Origin of the sequence: Streptomyces malaysiensis subsp. malaysiensis (genome assembly GCF_040653035.1) — a bacterium.
GTDB lineage: Bacteria > Actinomycetota > Actinomycetes > Streptomycetales > Streptomycetaceae > Streptomyces > Streptomyces malaysiensis.
Window position 1 is genome coordinate 242722 of the sequence record NZ_JBEZNG010000011.1, and the last position, 15565, is coordinate 258286.

Below are 15565 nucleotides of genomic sequence, written 5' to 3' on the forward strand. Positions count from 1 at the left end.
GCTGAGCATAGTAAGCGTTGCTGACCTGCCACGGGATGGTGCGTTCCGGCCTCCGTGGAGCCTGGCCGGGGCGGTGGGCCGGACCGGATCGTCGGTATGCTCGCCGCCATGCCCCTCCCCCCGACAACCACCCCACCAGGGGATGAAACCCCCGTGCGCGGACGCGATGACGCCTGTCCCGGCGCGCTGCGGCTGCACCCGGCGGACGATGGTTCGCTGGCCCGGATCCGGGTGCCCGGCGGGTTGCTGACGGCCCGTCAGGCCGAGGCGCTGGGGCGGGTGTCCGAGGAGCTCGGGGACGGGCGGCTGGACATCACCTCACGGGGCAATGCGCAGGTGCGCGGCCTGGCGGCGGGGTGCGGCGCGGAGCTGGCGGCCCGGCTGCGGGCGGCCGGACTGCTTCCCTCGGACCGCCATGACCGGGTGCGCAACATCGTGGCGTCGCCGCTGTCCGGCCTGGACGGCCGGGGGCACGCGGATGTGGTGGCATGGGTGCGGGAGTTGGACGCCGCGCTGTGTGACGACTCACCGGCGGGACCGGCGGGGCGCGGGGAATTGTCCCCCCTGTCCGGCTTGTCGGGCAGGTTTCTGTTCGCGCTGGACGATGGCCGTGGCGATGTGGCCGCCTTGGACGCGGATGTGACATTGATCGCAACGGCGGACGGTGGAGCGGTGCTGCGATGCGGTGGTCCGCTGCCGGGCCCGGGTGCGTCACGGCCGTCGGGCGCGACACACCCGGACACGGCAGTGCGGCGGGCGCGTCGTACGGACGGCTCGGACCCGCTCGGCCGTGGCGCGGAGGCGAACACCGGCGGTGCGGGCGCGGCGAGCCTCGCCACGGACGGGTCGATGGCAGGGGGCGGCGGCCTGCGGGTGCGGGGCGAGGACGCGCCACGGGCGGCGGCGCTTGCCGCGGTGGAGTTCCTGACACGGGTACGGGAAAGCGGGACACGGGCGTGGCGGGTACGCGAACTCCCCGCCGAACACGCCGTGACGACCGGCGGATTGGCCGCGCGACTCGCCGGTGCGGGCATCGAGGCCGTACCGGTGGAACACACCCCGGCACCCGCCTCCGCCGCGCCACCCGCCCCCGGGTCGGTCCCCGGCCCGAACGGGCGCCACGCGCTGTCCATCGCCCTCCCCCTGGGCCGGGTGAGCGCCGCGCAATGGCGGCTGCTCACGACGCTCGCCTCCCGGGGCGGGGCGGATGAGCTGCGTATGACACCCTGGCGCGGCGTGGTGCTCCCCGGGTTCGCCCCGGACGACGCGCCCGGCGCCTTGTCCGAACTCGCCGGTGCGGGGCTGGTGACCACGCCGGACTCACCGTGGCTCGGGGTCGGCGCGTGCACGGGGCGCCCCGGCTGCGCCAAGTCCCTGGCGGATGTGCGGGCCGACGCGGCGCGCATGGTCGCGGACGTGACACGGGGGCGGGCCGCGGGCACCGGGCGAGTCGCGGCGGGCGCGGCGGACACGCCGGACACGGCGGGGGCGTCCGCAAACACGGCGGGTGCGGTCGCGGACCCGGCGGGAACGGTCGCGGACCCGGCGCGGAGGGACGCGGACAGCGGACACGTGGACACCGGACACGTGGTCGTGGGCGGTTCGCCGCCGTGGCCGGTGAACGGTACGACATCCGGTGGCGGCCGGGCCGGGCCCGAGCCACTGCCGGTGTACGTCTCCGGCTGCGAACGCCGCTGCGGTCACCCCGGGGGCCGCTGGGTGGACGCGCTGGCGATCGGCGACACGGGCTATCGGGTCACCGTACGGGGCGCGGGAGGAGACACGCCGGAGACGGACAGCGTGGATGTGACAGCGGAGCAGTTGGCCGGCGCCGTGGCGGCGGCCCGTGGAACGACATGATCGAGGACATCGAGGACACCGTGTTCGACTACGAGAAGGACGGGGCGGCCATCTACCGCGCCTCCTTTGCCACCATCCGCGCCGAGGCCGACCTCGGCGGGCTTCCCGCCGACGTCAGTCAGGTGGCGGTGCGGATGATCCACGCCTGCGGCATGGTCGACCTGGTCAAGGACCTCGCGTACACCCCCGGGGTGGTCTCCCGCGCCCGCGCCGCGCTGCGGTCCGGCGCGCCCGTGCTCTGTGACGCGCGCATGGTCGCCAGCGGGGTGACCCGTAAGCGGCTGCCCGCCGACAACGAGGTGATCTGCACCCTCGCGGACCCCGCCGTACCGGAGTTGGCGCGGCGCATGGGCACCACGCGCAGCGCCGCCGCGCTGGAGCTGTGGCGGGACCGGCTCGATGGGGCGGTGGTCGCGGTCGGCAACGCCCCCACGGCGCTCTTCCGGCTGCTGGAGATAATCGCAGAAGGAGGGGCAGGAGGGGCAGGAGGGGCGCGCGCGCCGCGCCCGGCCGCCGTGATCGGTGTGCCGGTGGGCTTCATCGGCGCCGCCGAGTCCAAGGAGGCGCTGGCCGGGCATCCGGCGGCGCTCGACCACCTGGTGGTGCACGGCCGGCGCGGCGGCAGCGCCATCGCCGCGGCCGCGATCAACGCGATAGCGAGCGAGGAAGAGTGAGCGAGCAGCAGACGGGCCGGCTCTACGGTGTGGGGCTCGGCCCCGGCGACCCCTCCCTGATGACCGTACGCGCCGTGGAGGTCATCGCCGAGGCCGATGTCATCGCGTACCACAGCGCCCGGCACGGCCGCAGCATCGCGCGCTCCATCGCCGAGCGGCATCTGCGGCCCGACCACATCGAGGAGCGGCTGGTCTACCCGGTCACCACGGAGTCCACCGACCATCCGGGCGGCTACCGCGGCGCGATGGAGGAGTTCTACGCGGACGCGGCCGCCAGACTCGCCGCGCATCTGGACGCGGGACGCACGGTCGCGGTGCTCGCGGAGGGCGATCCGCTCTTCTACGGCTCGTATATGCACATGCACAAGCGGCTCGCCGACCGCTACCCCACCGAGGTCGTCCCCGGTGTCACCTCGGTCAGCGCGGCGGCCGCCCGGCTCGGCGCACCGCTGGTGGAGGGCGAGGAGGTGCTGACGGTCCTCCCCGGCACCCTGCCGGAGGAGGAGTTGACGGCCCGGCTGGCGACGGCGGACGCGGCGGCCGTGATGAAGCTCGGCCGGACCTTCCCGGCGGTGCGGCGGGCGCTGGAGCGTTCGGGGCGGCTCGCGGACGCGCGCTATGTTGAGCGCGCCACGATGAACGCGGAACGGACCGCCGCGCTGGCCAAGGTCGACCCGGAGTCGGTGCCGTACTTCTCGATGGCGGTGCTGCCCAGCCGGGTGGACGCGCCGCGCGGTGCGTCCGGCGTGGGCGAGGTCGTGGTCATCGGCCTGGGCCCGGCCGGTCCGCTGTGGCTCACCCCCGAGGCACGCGGCGAACTGGCCGCCGCCGACGACCTCGTCGGCTACACCACCTATCTGGACCGGGTGCCCGTACGGCCGGGCCAGCGGCGTCACTCCTCCGACAACAAGGTCGAGGCCGTACGCGCCGAGTTCGCCCTCGACCTGGCCCGGCGGGGCCGGCGTGTCGCCGTCGTCTCCTCGGGCGACCCGGGCGTGTTCGCCATGGCCACCGCCGTCCTGGAGGCCGCCTGCGAGGACCCCTACCGCGAGGTCCCGGTGCGGATCGTCCCCGGTATGACGGCGGCCCACGCCGCCGCGGCCCGAGTCGGTGCCCCGCTCGGCCACGACTACGCGGTGATCTCCCTCTCCGACCGGCTCAAGCCCTGGGAGGTGATCGCCGAGCGGCTGCGCGCCGCCGCCGCGGCCGACCTGGTGCTCGCCCTCTACAACCCCGGCTCCCGCAGCCGCGTCTGGCAGGTGGGCAAGGCCCGCGAACTCCTGCTGGAACACCGCGCCCCCGACACCCCCGTGGTGCTGGGCCGCGACATCGGCGGCCCGGGGGAACGGGTACGGATCGTCCGCCTGGCCGACCTCGACCCGGCCCAGGTCGACATGCGCACGATCATCCTGGTGGGCTCCTCCCAGACCCGCACGGCCCGCCGCGGCGACGGCACGGAGGTCGTCTGGACCCCGCGCCGCTATCCGGAGGCATAGCCTCCGGGCTTCGCACCCGTACCCGGACCCGGGCTTCGGGCCCGGACCCGGACACCGGTCTCAGGCCAGCGTCGTGCGGAGCCAGGTCGCGGCTTCCGACGGGGTTTTGGCCACCGGGATGCCCTGGGGGGCGGGTGGGCGGCGGATGATGACGACCGGGAGGTCGGCGGCGCGGGCCGCGGTGAGTTTGGGGGCGGTGGCGTGGGCGCCGCTGTCCTTGGTGACCAGCACCTCGATGCGATGGCGGCGCAGCAGCTCCGCCTCGCCCTCGAGCGTGAACGGACCGCGGTCGAGGATCACCTCCATCCGGGGCGGGACCGGCGGCTCGGGGGCGTCGACCGAGCGGACCAGGAACCACTGCCGGGTCAGATGGGCGAAGGTGGCCAGGCCCATCCGCCCCGTGGTGAGGAAGATCCGCTCCCCCAGGTCCGGCAGCAGCCGCGCGGCCTCGGCCAGCGAGCCGGCCGAATGCCAGCGGTCGCCCGGACCGGGCACCCACCCGGGGCGGCGCAGGGCGAGCAGGGGAACATGGACGTCGGCGGCCGCCCGGGCCGCGTGGGAACTGATCGTGTCGGCGAAAGGATGGGTGGCGTCGATGAGCGCGTCCACCTGGTGCTCGCGGAGCCAGCGGGCCATGCCCTCGGCACCGCCGAACCCGCCGATCCGCACCTGCCCCACGGGCAGCCGCGGTGCGGCGACCCGGCCCGCGAGGGAGCTGGTGACGCGCAGGGCGGGGGCACCGGCGAGTTCCTCGGCGAGGCGGCGCGCCTCGGTGGTGCCGCCGAGGATGAGCACATGGCGCGCCGGTGCGCTGTTCATCGGGATCGGGTGCCTTTCGTCGTCCGTGCGCCCGTCATCGTATGCGCGGCGGCCCGCCCATGGCTGAGGCGGAGACGACGGCCGAGGCGGCCGGGGGGCGGGGCGCGCAGCTGGAGCGGTCGGGGCTGCGGCACGGCTGGACCACCGGGGCGTGTGCCACCGCCGCGACGACGGCCGCGTACACCGCGCTGCTGGGCGCGGAGTTCCCCGATCCGGTGACCATCGAACTGCCCAAGGGGCAGCGGCCCGCGTTCGCGCTCGCCGCCGAGGAACTGACGGCGGACCGGGCCATGGCCGCCGTCGTCAAGGACGCGGGGGACGACCCCGATGTGACCCACGGCGCGCTGGTCAGGGCCACGGTGCGGGTTCTGCCGCCCGGCAGCGGAGTGGTCTTCCGGGCCGGTCCGGGCGTCGGTACGGTCACCCGGCCCGGGCTGCCGCTCGACGTGGGCGAACCGGCCATCAACCCCGTGCCGCGCCAGATGATGCGCGACCACATCGCCTCCGTCGCGGCCCGGCACGGCGGAACCGGTGACGTCGAGATCGAGATCTCGGTGGACCACGGCGAGGAGATCGCCCGCTCCACCTGGAATCCGCGGCTGGGCATCCTCGGCGGACTGTCCATCCTCGGCACGACGGGCATCGTCGTGCCCTACTCCTGCTCGGCGTGGATCGACAGCATCCGGCGCGGGGTGGACGTCGCGCGCGCGGCGGGGCGAAGCCATGTGGCGGGCTGTACCGGCTCGACATCCGAGAAGGTGGCGGTGGCCGTGCACGGGCTGCCGGAGGACGCGCTCCTGGACATGGGCGACTTCGCGGGGGCCGTGCTGAAGTATCTGCGCCGCCACCCGGTGGACCGGCTGACGATCGCCGGAGGCTTCGCCAAGCTCTCCAAGCTGGCCGCGGGCCACCTGGATCTGCACTCCTCGCGCTCCCAGGTGGACAAGGGGTTCCTCGCGGAGCTGGCCCGCCGGGGAGGGGCGGACGAGAAGCTGGCACAGGCCGTGGCAACGGCCAACACCGGCCTGGAAACGGTGCAGTTGTGCGCCGCCCATGGCGTACCCCTCGGCGATCTGGTCGCGGCCACGGCCCGCGACACGGCCCTCGGGGTACTGCGCGGCGCCCCGGTAGCGGTGGACGTGATCTGCGTCGACCGCGCCGGTACGATCGTCGGCCGCGCGGAACCACGCGCCCCACGGGACCGCTGACCGACTCCGCCGCCACGAGGGCGCGACACGGCCACGCGCCCGGGTGCCAACGCCTTCGGCGCCGGGCGCGACGCGCCGGGAGCGACGCGCCGGGAGCCGTCGCGGCTCACCGCACACCACGCGAGCCCCCCGCGCGCGACACCACGTCCTCACCACGGCGGACACGGCGCCCCCCCGCCGCACCATCGGGGCGGGCGCCTCGGCGCGCACGGGCGGCGGGTGGTGGTCCCGGTCTCGCGGGGAGGGCGCGGCGTAACCGGGGGGAGCGGAAGCGCTGGTACTCAGCCCCCGGGCGGCGGGGTGCAGGCGGGACAGCGGCGGTCGCACCAGGGGCCCCGCCCCCGGAGCGGCGGCTCAGGTGCCAGGTGTGTCGCAGGGCTCGTGGGGGCGTTCGCGGTTCGGGGAGTAGAGGTGGCTGTCGCGGAATTGGTCGGCGGCGAGGGTGCGGCCCACCAGGATGACCGCTGTCCGTACCACGCCCGCCGCCTTCACCTGGGGCGCGATGTCGTCCAGGGTGCCGCGCAGGACCAGTTCGTCGGGGCGGCTGGCCATGGCGACCACGGCCGCGGGGCAGTCGGCGCCGTAGTGCGGGAGGAGTTCGGCGACGACGCGGTCCACGTAGCGGGCGGCGAGGTGCAGGACGAGCAGGGCGCCGCTGCGTCCCAGGGTGGCCAGGTCCTCGCCTTCCGGCATGGGGGTGGCCTGCTGGGCGACGCGGGTGAGGATCACCGTCTGGCCGACGGTCGGGACCGTCAGTTCGCGTTTCAGCGCGGCGGCCGCGGCGGCGAAGGCGGGTACGCCCGGGATGACTTCGTACGGAACGCCCGCCGCGTCGAGGCGGCGCATCTGTTCGGCCACGGCGCTGAAGACCGACGGATCGCCCGAGTGGAGGCGGGCCACATCATGGCCCGCCTCATGGGCGGCGACGAGTTCGGCGGTGATCCGGTCGAGGTCGAGCCGGGCGGTGTCGACGAGGCGGGCGCCGGGCGGGCATTCGGCGAGCAGTTCACGGGGCACCAGGCTGCCCGCGTACAGACACACCTGGCAGCGGGCCAGGGTCCGGGCGCCGCGCAGCGTGATCAGATCGGCGGCACCGGGGCCCGCGCCGATGAAGTACACCGTCATCGTGTCTCTCCTTGAACGGCCTGAGCGGCCTGAGCGGCTTCGACGGATCCCGCGGGGTCGGCGGCGTACGCGCCGGGGCCTGGGGAATCGAGCGGTTTGGTGGCGGACCACTGGGTGACCGGCATCGCCTGCCGCCAGCCGGTGAAGGCCCCGACCGGGGTGGCGTGGGAGACGGCGAGCCGGACGAGGTCGCCGCCGTGGCGGCGGTGGCGGTCGGCGAGCAGCGCCTCGGACTCCAGAGTCACGGTGTTGGCGACGATCCTGCCGCCCGGTGGCAGGGCCGCCCAGCACGCCTCCAGCACCCCGGGCACGGTCAGGCCGCCGCCGATGAACACCGCGTCGGGGGCGGGCAGTTGGGCCAGGGCGTCCGGTGCGGCGCCGGTGACGACGGTCAGCCCGGGTACACCGAGCGCGGCGGCGTTGCGGCCGATGCGTTCGGCGCGCACCGGATCGCGTTCGACCGAGACCGCCCGGCAGGTCCGGTGGGCGCGCATCCACTCCACGGCGATGGAGCCCGAGCCGCCGCCGACGTCCCACAGCAGCTCCCCGGGGGCGGGGGCGAGCGCGGCGAGGGTGGCGGCCCGCACATGGCGCTTGGTCAGCTGTCCATCGTGGTCGTACGCCGTGTCGGGCAGCCCAGGGGCGAGCGACAGGGGCCGGGTGCCCTCCGCCGGTGCGCAGTCGACGGCGATGACGTTGAGGGGGTCGCCGGGCGGATGGGGCCAGTCCTCGGCCGTGCCCTCCACACAGCGTTCCCGCACGCTCCCCAGCTGCTCCAGCACCCGCATCCGGCTCGGGCCGAAGCCGCGTTCCGCGAGCGAACCGGCCACCTCGGCGGGGGTGTCGGCGCCCGCGCTGAGCACGAGCAGCCGCCGTCCCGCGTACAGCTCGCGGTTGAGCGTGGCCAGGGGGCGGCCGACGAGGCTGACCACCTCGGTCTCCTCCAGCGCCCAGCCGAGCCGCGCACAGGCCAGCGAGACGGACGACGGATGGGGCAGCACCCGCAGCCGCTCGGCGCCCAGCAGTTCGGCCAGTGTGCGGCCGATGCCGAAGAACATCGGATCGCCGCTGGCCAGCACGGAGATCCGCCGCCCCGTGTACGTGGCGAACAGCCCGGGGACGGCGGGGCGCAGCGGGGACGGCCAGGGGACGCGTTCGCCGTGGCACTCCGGCGGCAGCAGGCCCAGATGGCGCCGTCCGCCGATGACCACCTCGGCCGTGCGCAGCGCCTCGCGGGCCGCGGGACCGAGCCCGTCCCAGCCGTCGGCGCCGATGCCGATGACGGTCACGGGGGGAGGCGGCGGGCTCACAGTGGTCACCTCGTGGGTCGGGGACGGTCCACGAAACTCTACTGACCTGCTACGACGCCCCGGCCCCCGGCTCCCGCTCCAGTCCCCGCTCCCGGTCCGGCCCCCAATCCGGGCCCCGCTCCCCCGCCTGCTCCCGGTCCAACTCCAGTTCCCGCCCGCGCTCCAGCTCCGCCAGCGCGAGCAGTTCCTCCACGGTCATGTCCTCGGGTATCGGCACCGGCGCCGGAGTGCGCAGTGGCGGCTGCCAGCCCTCGTCCGGGGCCCAGCGCCGTATGATCCGGGCCGGCGCCCCGGCCACCACGGCATGGTCGGGCACCTCGCCCCGTACCACCGCGCCCGCCGCGACCACCACATTGCGGCCCAGCCGGGCCCCCGGCAGGATCACCGCGCCCGCGCCCAGCCAGCTGCCGGGGCCGATGTGAACGGGCGCGGAGCGCGGCCACTGGCGGCCGATGGGCTGTTCCGGATCGTCGTAGGAGTGGTTGTCGCTGGTCACGTAGACATACGGACCGCAGAAGACATCGTCGCCGAACTCCACGCTTACGGAGGCGATCACATGGCTGCCCCGGCCCAGCACCACACCGTCGCCGATACGCAGCACCGGCTCGGGGCCGAGGTCCACATCGGGCATCATGCCGGCGGTGAGGGTCACCTGCTCGCCGATGACGCAGTGCTCACCGAGTTCGATCCACGGTTCGCCGAAGACGGTGCCCTGGGGGAAAGCCAGCCGGGTGCCGACGCCGATACGGCCGAACCGGTACGGGCCGGGGCGCTCGGCCGTGACCGCGCCGGCCCGCTGGACGGCGCGCCACCCGCGGTGGACCAGACGGGAGGTGACGCGTCCGCACCAGCCCCGCCAGGATGAGAACGGGTTCTCGTTCTTCGGCATTCGCCCACCGTATCGGCCCATCGGAGGGCCGTCTGCCACACCCCGCGACACCCTCCGCCACGCCCCGGCGCCCCCTACACGCCCCCGCGCCCCGGCGCGTCGCGCAGTACGCAGTCGCCGCACAGCCCGCCCCCGGGCACCCGGTAGTAGAGACAGCAGGTGCGGCGCCGGTAGCCGAGCGGCTCGGTGGTCAGGGTGCCGGCGTCGCGCAGCGGCGGGTGGACGAGCTGGGCCCGCGTCAGCTCTACGGCCCGGTCCGCCGCCTCGGCCAGGCCCCGCTCCCGGCACCAGTCGTGCAGCACCAGCAGCGAACCGGCCAGCGCCGAGGCGGCGTTGCCCCACAGCAGCCGCCCCGAGACCCGGTAGCCGCGCCGAACGGCATGGTGCAGCGGCATCAGATGGACGAAGGCCGCGGTGCCCACCTGACCGGCGAGTCCCCCCGGTTCGCCCATGATGGGCGGCACGCCGGGCCACCACAGGTCGTCGGGGGCGACACGCGCGGGGTTCCACCACAGCCGGTCGGGCCGGAGGTGGGGCACCCTGCCGGAGAGGGCGGCCGGGCCGAGCGCGAGCGACCACACCCGGGCGGCGAGCCCCTGGAAGACGAGCGAGGCCGCGACCCGCGGCTCATCGGTGCGCAGGCTCGCGGCGACCGCCTCGACACGCGCGCTCAGCACCGGCCCGGCGGCGCCCGCGCTCGTCAGCCGGTACGCCTCGCCGATCCGCGCGTACCCCTCCTCGCGTGGCTCGCCGGTGCCGGTGCGCAGGGCGAAGAACGGCCCGGCCCGCGCCGCTTCGGAAAGCGGCGCCTCATCCACCGTCGGCCGGGGCCCGGAACGCCTCAAGCAGCTGGTCCGCCGCCAGCGTGGCCGTCAGCGTGCCCTCGCGGACCCGCTGCTCCAGCTCGGGTCCGAGCCGCCGCACCTCGGGGTGGGCGTGCAGCCGCGCGAGCAGTTGGTCGCGCACCATCGACCAGGTCCAGTCGACCTGCTGGTCGCGCCGCTTGGCGTGCAGCGCGCCCGTGGCCTCCAGCACCCGGCGGTGCTGCTCCAGCCGCTCCCACACCACATCGAGCCCGGTGGACTCGCGGGCGCTGCATGTGAGCACCGGCGGGTTCCAGGGCGCGTCCGGGGGCTGCAACAGCCTGAGCGCGCCCGCCAGTTCCCGGGCCGCCGACTTGGCGTCCCGTGCGTGGGGGCCGTCGGCCTTGTTGATGGTGACCACGTCGGCCAGCTCCAGCACGCCCTTCTTGATGCCCTGGAGCTGATCGCCGGTACGGGCCAGGGAGAGCAGCAGGAAGGAGTCGACCATATTGGCCACCGCGGTCTCGGACTGGCCCACGCCCACGGTCTCCACCAGCACCACGTCATAACCCGCCGCCTCCATGACGACCATGGACTCGCGGGTGGCGCGGGCGACCCCGCCCAGCGTCCCGGCGCTGGGCGAGGGCCGTACGAAGGCGTCGGGGTCCACCGCCAGCCGCTCCATCCGGGTCTTGTCACCCAGGATGGAGCCGCCGGTGCGGGTCGACGAGGGGTCGACGGCGAGCACCGCGACCTTGTGGCCGACTCCGGTGAGCATGGTGCCCAGGGCGTCGATGAAGGTGGACTTGCCCACCCCGGGCACCCCGCTGATGCCGATCCGCCGCGCCCCTCCGGTGTGCGGCAGCAGCTCGACCAGCAGCCGCTGGGCGAGGTCGTGGTGGTCGGGCCGGGTGGACTCGACGAGTGTGATCGCACGGGCGATGTACGCGCGCTTCCCGTCGAGCACGCCCTTGGCGTACTCCTCGATGTCGATCGTCCGCGGCATGGCCTACAGCTCGTGGCCCAGGTCGGCGGCCAGCTTCCGCACCAGATCGTGGGCGGCGTCCGGGATGACCGTGCCCGGCAGGAAGACGGCGGCGGCGCCGGCCTCGTGCAGGGTCTGGACGTCCTGCGGCGGGATGACCCCGCCGACCACGATCGTGATGTCCTCCCGCCCCGCCTCGGCCAGCTGCTCGCGCAGCGCGGGCACCAGCGTGAGGTGGCCGGCCGCGAGCGACGACACGCCGACGATGTGCACATCGGCCTCCACCGCCTGCCGCGCGACCTCCTCCGGGGTCTGGAACAGCGGGCCGACGTCGACGTCGAAGCCCAGGTCGGCGAAGGCGGTGGCGATCACCTTCTGGCCGCGGTCATGCCCGTCCTGGCCCATCTTGGCGACCAGGATGCGGGGGCGGCGGCCCTCCTCGCGCTCGAACGCCTCGACCAGCGTGCGGGTGCGGTCCACGCCGGACGACGGTCCGGCCTCTTCTCGGTACACACCGGAGATCGTACGGATCTGGCCGGAGTGGCGGCCATAGACCTTCTCCAGCGCGTCGGAGATCTCGCCCACGGTGGCCTTGGCGCGGGCGGCGTCCACGGCCAGCGCCAGCAGGTTGCCCTCCAGGCCCGCGCCGGGGCCGGACTCGGCGGCCGCGGTCAGGGCGCGCAGCGCGTCCTGGCAGGCCGCCTCGTCGCGCTCGGCGCGCAGCCGCCGCAGCTTCTCGATCTGCTGGGCGCGCACCACCGTGTTGTCGACCGCGCGGACCTCGATCGCCTCATCGCTGTCGACCCGGTACTTGTTGACGCCGATCACCGGCTGGCGCCCCGAGTCGATCCGTGCCTGGGTGCGGGCCGCGGCCTCCTCGACGCGCAGCTTGGGGATGCCCGCGTCGATGGCCTTGGCCATACCACCGGCCGCCTCGACCTCCTCGATGTGCTGCCAGGCCCGCCGCGCCAGGTCGTACGTCAGCTTCTCGACGTAGGCACTGCCGCCCCACGGGTCGATGACCCGGGTGGTGCCCGACTCCTGCTGGAGCAGGATCTGGGTGTTGCGGGCGATCCGCGCGGAGAAGTCGGTGGGCAGCGCGAGCGCCTCGTCCAGCGCGTTGGTGTGCAGCGACTGGGTGTGGCCCTGGGTGGCGGCCATGGCCTCCACACAGGTGCGCGCCACGTTGTTGTAGACGTCCTGGGCGGTGAGCGACCAGCCGGAGGTCTGCGAATGGGTGCGCAGCGACAGCGACTTGGGGTTCTTCGGGTCGAACTGCTTGACCAGCTTGGCCCACAGCAGCCGGGCCGCCCGCAGCTTGGCGATCTCCATGAAGAAGTTCATGCCGATCGCCCAGAAGAACGACAGCCGGGGCGCGAAGGCGTCCACGTCCATCCCGGCGTCCCGGCCGGCCCGCAGATACTCCACACCGTCGGCGAGGGTGTACGCCAGCTCCAGATCGGCCGTGGCCCCGGCCTCCTGGATGTGGTAGCCGGAGATGGAGATGGAGTTGTAGCGCGGCATCCGCTGCGAGGTGAAGGCGAAGATGTCGGAGATGATCCGCATCGACGGCTGCGGCGGATAGATATAGGTGTTGCGGACCATGAACTCCTTGAGGATGTCGTTCTGAATGGTCCCGGCCAGCTTCTCGGGCGGTACGCCCTGCTCCTCGGCGGCCACGATGTAGAGCGCGAGCACGGGCAGCACCGCGCCGTTCATCGTCATCGACACGCTCATCCGGTCCAGCGGGATGCCGTCGAAGAGCTGCCGCATGTCGTAGATGGAGTCGATGGCCACGCCCGCCATGCCGACGTCACCGGTGACCCGGGGGTGGTCGCTGTCATAGCCCCGGTGGGTGGGCAGGTCGAAGGCGACCGACAGGCCCTTCTGGCCGGCCGCGAGATTGCGGCGGTAGAAGGCGTTGGACTCCTCGGCGGTGGAGAACCCCGCGTACTGCCGGATGGTCCAGGGCTGGTTGACGTACATCGTCGGGTACGGGCCGCGCAGATACGGCGCGGCGCCGGGGTAGGTGCCCAGGAAGTCGACGCCCGTGAGGTCCTCGGCGGTGTAGAGCGGCTTGACCCCGATGCCCTCGGGGGTGTCCCACACCAGGTCCTCCACGCCCTTGCCCACGCTGTTCTGCAAGGCGGCGGCCCAGTCGTCCGAGCTGGGCACCGGACCTTCGGCCGGTCCGTCCAGATCGACCGCCGAGAAGTCCGGGATCTTCCCGGGCTCCACCGGAGAGCCCGTCATCACGCCACCCCCATGGTGTCCAGAGCCGAGGAGAGCACCTCGACCGCGTCGCAGCCCGCGAAGACGTATCCGTCCACTCCGGCCCGCTCATACTCTTCCTGTTGTGCCCCCGGCCGTCCGGCCAGGTAGACCCGGGTCGCCCCGGCCGCCTTCAGCCGCTCGGCCACGGCGGCCGCCCCCTCCGCGTACAGCTTGTCGCTGGAGCACAGGCAGGCCATGCGGGCGCCGCTGGCGGTGAACGCCTCGGCGACCGACTCCGCGGTCACGGTGACCGGCTCGTGAACCGCCTCGATCCCGCCCGCCTGGAAGAGGTTGGTGGCGAAGGAGGCACGGGCGGTGTGCGCGGCGGCGGGGCCCAGCGCGGCCAGGAAGATCCTGGGCCGGCCGCCCTCGGCCGCCAGATGGGCGTCGGCGCGGGTGCGCAGCGCCTCGTACGCCTCGTCACGGCGCACCCTCGGCAGCCCACCGGCGGGCGGCTCGGGCGCGGGCTCGCGCTCGACGGGCCGCTCGGCGAGGTTCGGGAACTCGCTGACGCCGGTGATCGGCTCCTTGCGGCGGGCGAGGTCGCGCCCGCGGCGCGCCCAGGTCTCGGCGAGCCGGTCGCGCACCAGCCCGGAGGCGAGGGCCGCGGCCATTCCCCCGGCGCGCTCGATCTCCTGGAACCAGGCCCAGGCGGCGCGGGCCACATCGTCGGTGAGCTTCTCGACGTACCAGGAGCCGCCTGCCGGGTCGATCACCCGGGCCAGCTGCGACTCCTCCAGCAGGATCGTGGAGGTGTTGCGGGCGATGCGCCGGGCGAAGTCGTCGGAGAGGCCGATGGCGCTGTCGAAGGGCAGCACGGTGACCGCGTCCGCGCCGCCGACGCCCGCGGCGAGAGTGGCCACGGTGGTGCGCAGCATGTTCACCCAGGGGTCGCGCCGGGTCATCATCACCGGCGAGGTCACCGCGTGCTGGCGCTGGGCGCGCGCCTGTGAGGGCGCGCCGCACGCCTGCGCCACACGCGCCCACAGGCGCCGGGCGGCCCGCAGCTTGGCGATGGTGAGGAACTGGTCGGCGGTGGCCGCGTAGCGGAACTCCAGCTGGGCGCAGGCGGCTTCGATGCTCAGCCCCTCCTCGGTGAGGGTGCGCAGATACGCCACCGCGGCGGCGAGGGAGCAGCCGAGCTCCTGGGCCGCCCCGGCGCCCGCCTCGTGGTACGGCAGCGCGTCCACGGCGAAGGCCCGCACCCCCGGGTGGTCGCGGTCGCAGATCCGCGCGAGGTCGGCCGCGGCGGCCAGCTGTCCGGCCAGGCCGTCATCGCGTCCGGTACGGGCCGCAAGCCCCAGCGGATCCGCGCCGAGGTTGCCGAGCGCGGCGCCCGGCGGCACCTCGCGGCCGGAATAGAGCCGCAGCAGGGCGCGGGCGGCGTCCTCGAAGTCGGCGCCCGCGTCGAGGCAGACGGAGGCGAGGTCGAGATAGACCCCCTTGAGCGCCTCGGGCAGCGCGTCCACCGGCACCCCGGCCCGGCCGGCCGCGAGCCAGACCGAACCGGCGCCGTTCTCCAGGTCGGTGAGGATCGCCTGGTTGGTGCGCACCGGATCGGGGTGGGCGTGGCGCTGGCGCACATCCCAGCCGGACAGGGCGGAGCCCTCGGCCCGGCCGCCGCGTACGAAGGGCGCGAAACCGGGGAATCCGGCGTCTTCGGGGGCGTCTTCGGCGGCGTAGAGGGGGCGGACGGTGATTCCGTCCTCGAGTGCGGTCGCGAGGGCCTCTTCGGCCTCGGCGCCCACGGCGTCCGAGGTGCCGGTTTTACGCAGCACGCCTTCGACGAGGTGGCGCCATTGGTCTCGCGTCACTTCCGGAAAATCGTCGGCTAGGGGAAGCCCGTCTGGCAGGACCGTCATAGGAGGAGGCTAATGGGGCCCTCTAAAGCCCGAGCAGAGGGTACGGCTGTGAGCTTACTCTCTAGGGATCTCAGGGATGGTTCCTAGGGAATTCCGTAGTGGCGAATGCCGACATCTGGGGCGCGTGAGGCGGATGGGCCCGGCGCGGGACGCGGAACGCATGCCCGTTGCCGACGACGGTCACCGTGCCCGTTGTCGGCGACGCCCCCATGCCCGTTGTCCGCGACGCTCTCTGTGCCGGAGTGTGCCGGATGTCCACG

General features: G+C 74.3%; 12 protein-coding genes. 4 read left to right on the top strand and 8 right to left on the bottom strand.

The window, feature by feature from the left end; translation table 11 throughout:
* Positions 1 to 96 precede the first annotated feature (96 nt).
* Genes AB0E24_RS23325 through AB0E24_RS23335 form a run of 3 tightly spaced genes read left to right on the top strand, consistent with a single transcriptional unit; the run spans position 97 to position 4030 of the window.
* Complete coding sequence (locus tag AB0E24_RS23325) at positions 97 to 1860, top strand: ferredoxin-like domain-containing protein (protein WP_359379651.1); 1764 nt, start codon at positions 97 to 99, stop codon at positions 1858 to 1860.
* On the top strand, positions 1857 to 2534 hold the full coding sequence (locus tag AB0E24_RS23330) for a precorrin-8X methylmutase (protein WP_359379571.1): 678 nt from the start codon (positions 1857 to 1859) through the stop codon (positions 2532 to 2534). The genes AB0E24_RS23325 and AB0E24_RS23330 overlap by 4 nt, the downstream gene beginning before the upstream one ends.
* Entirely contained in the window at positions 2531 to 4030 is a 1500-nt protein-coding gene (locus AB0E24_RS23335) for a precorrin-2 C(20)-methyltransferase (RefSeq protein WP_359379573.1), read from the top strand. The genes AB0E24_RS23330 and AB0E24_RS23335 overlap by 4 nt, the downstream gene beginning before the upstream one ends.
* A 60-nt stretch (positions 4031 to 4090) precedes the next feature.
* Here the strand turns inward: AB0E24_RS23335 and AB0E24_RS23340 are convergent, their stop codons facing one another.
* Complete coding sequence (locus AB0E24_RS23340; protein ID WP_359379576.1) at positions 4091 to 4849, bottom strand: cobalt-precorrin-6A reductase; 759 nt, start codon at positions 4847 to 4849, stop codon at positions 4091 to 4093.
* Between the two features lie 59 nt (positions 4850 to 4908).
* On the opposite strand from AB0E24_RS23340, the gene AB0E24_RS23345 reads away from it, so the two are divergent.
* Positions 4909 to 6057 carry a cobalt-precorrin-5B (C(1))-methyltransferase gene (locus AB0E24_RS23345; protein ID WP_359379579.1) on the top strand — a complete coding sequence of 383 codons (1149 nt, stop codon included), beginning with the start codon at positions 4909 to 4911 and terminating at the stop codon, positions 6055 to 6057.
* A gap of 354 nt (positions 6058 to 6411) precedes the next feature.
* Here the strand turns inward: AB0E24_RS23345 and cobM are convergent, their stop codons facing one another.
* From cobM to mutA, 7 genes are all read right to left on the bottom strand, one after another.
* Positions 6412 to 7182 carry a precorrin-4 C(11)-methyltransferase gene (gene cobM, locus AB0E24_RS23350; protein WP_359379582.1) on the bottom strand — a complete coding sequence of 257 codons (771 nt, stop codon included), beginning with the start codon at positions 7180 to 7182 and terminating at the stop codon, positions 6412 to 6414.
* Positions 7179 to 8501 (bottom strand): precorrin-6y C5,15-methyltransferase (decarboxylating) subunit CbiE, encoded by a 1323-nt coding sequence (gene cbiE, locus AB0E24_RS23355; RefSeq protein WP_359379584.1) that lies wholly within the window; start codon positions 8499 to 8501, stop codon positions 7179 to 7181. The genes cobM and cbiE overlap by 4 nt, the downstream gene beginning before the upstream one ends.
* A 40-nt stretch (positions 8502 to 8541) precedes the next feature.
* Positions 8542 to 9381, bottom strand: coding sequence for an acyltransferase (locus AB0E24_RS23360; RefSeq protein WP_206333923.1), 840 nt, complete (start codon positions 9379 to 9381; stop codon positions 8542 to 8544).
* A 74-nt stretch (positions 9382 to 9455) separates the two neighbouring features.
* A complete protein-coding gene (locus AB0E24_RS23365; RefSeq protein WP_359379588.1) occupies positions 9456 to 10199 on the bottom strand; it encodes a (2Fe-2S)-binding protein in 744 nt (247 codons plus the stop codon).
* Positions 10192 to 11190, bottom strand: coding sequence for a methylmalonyl Co-A mutase-associated GTPase MeaB (gene meaB, locus AB0E24_RS23370; protein WP_069860426.1), 999 nt, complete (start codon positions 11188 to 11190; stop codon positions 10192 to 10194). The genes AB0E24_RS23365 and meaB overlap by 8 nt, the downstream gene beginning before the upstream one ends.
* A gap of 3 nt (positions 11191 to 11193) precedes the next feature.
* Positions 11194 to 13422, bottom strand: a complete 2229-nt coding sequence (gene scpA / locus AB0E24_RS23375; RefSeq protein ID WP_069860425.1) for a methylmalonyl-CoA mutase — start codon at positions 13420 to 13422, stop codon at positions 11194 to 11196.
* Positions 13422 to 15305, bottom strand: coding sequence for a methylmalonyl-CoA mutase small subunit (mutA, locus tag AB0E24_RS23380; RefSeq protein WP_359379592.1), 1884 nt, complete (start codon positions 15303 to 15305; stop codon positions 13422 to 13424). Before mutA ends, scpA begins: the two co-directional genes overlap by 1 nt.
* Between the last annotated feature and the right edge of the window lie 260 nt (positions 15306 to 15565).

Bases quoted from the DNA above. Each gene is read 5' to 3' on its own strand.
- cobM (WP_359379582.1), bottom strand. From the start codon at position 7,182: ATGACGGTGTACTTCATCGGCGCGGGCCCCGGTGCCGCCGATCTGATC.
- mutA (WP_359379592.1), bottom strand. From the start codon at position 15,305: ATGACGGTCCTGCCAGACGGGCTTCCCCTAGCCGACGATTTTCCGGAA.
- scpA (WP_069860425.1), bottom strand. From the start codon at position 13,422: ATGACGGGCTCTCCGGTGGAGCCCGGGAAGATCCCGGACTTCTCGGCG.
- AB0E24_RS23360 (WP_206333923.1), bottom strand. From the start codon at position 9,381: ATGCCGAAGAACGAGAACCCGTTCTCATCCTGGCGGGGCTGGTGCGGA.
- meaB (WP_069860426.1), bottom strand. From the start codon at position 11,190: ATGCCGCGGACGATCGACATCGAGGAGTACGCCAAGGGCGTGCTCGAC.
- AB0E24_RS23340 (WP_359379576.1), bottom strand. From the start codon at position 4,849: ATGAACAGCGCACCGGCGCGCCATGTGCTCATCCTCGGCGGCACCACC.
- AB0E24_RS23330 (WP_359379571.1), top strand. From the start codon at position 1,857: ATGATCGAGGACATCGAGGACACCGTGTTCGACTACGAGAAGGACGGG.
- AB0E24_RS23325 (WP_359379651.1), top strand. From the start codon at position 97: ATGCTCGCCGCCATGCCCCTCCCCCCGACAACCACCCCACCAGGGGAT.
- AB0E24_RS23345 (WP_359379579.1), top strand. From the start codon at position 4,909: ATGGCTGAGGCGGAGACGACGGCCGAGGCGGCCGGGGGGCGGGGCGCG.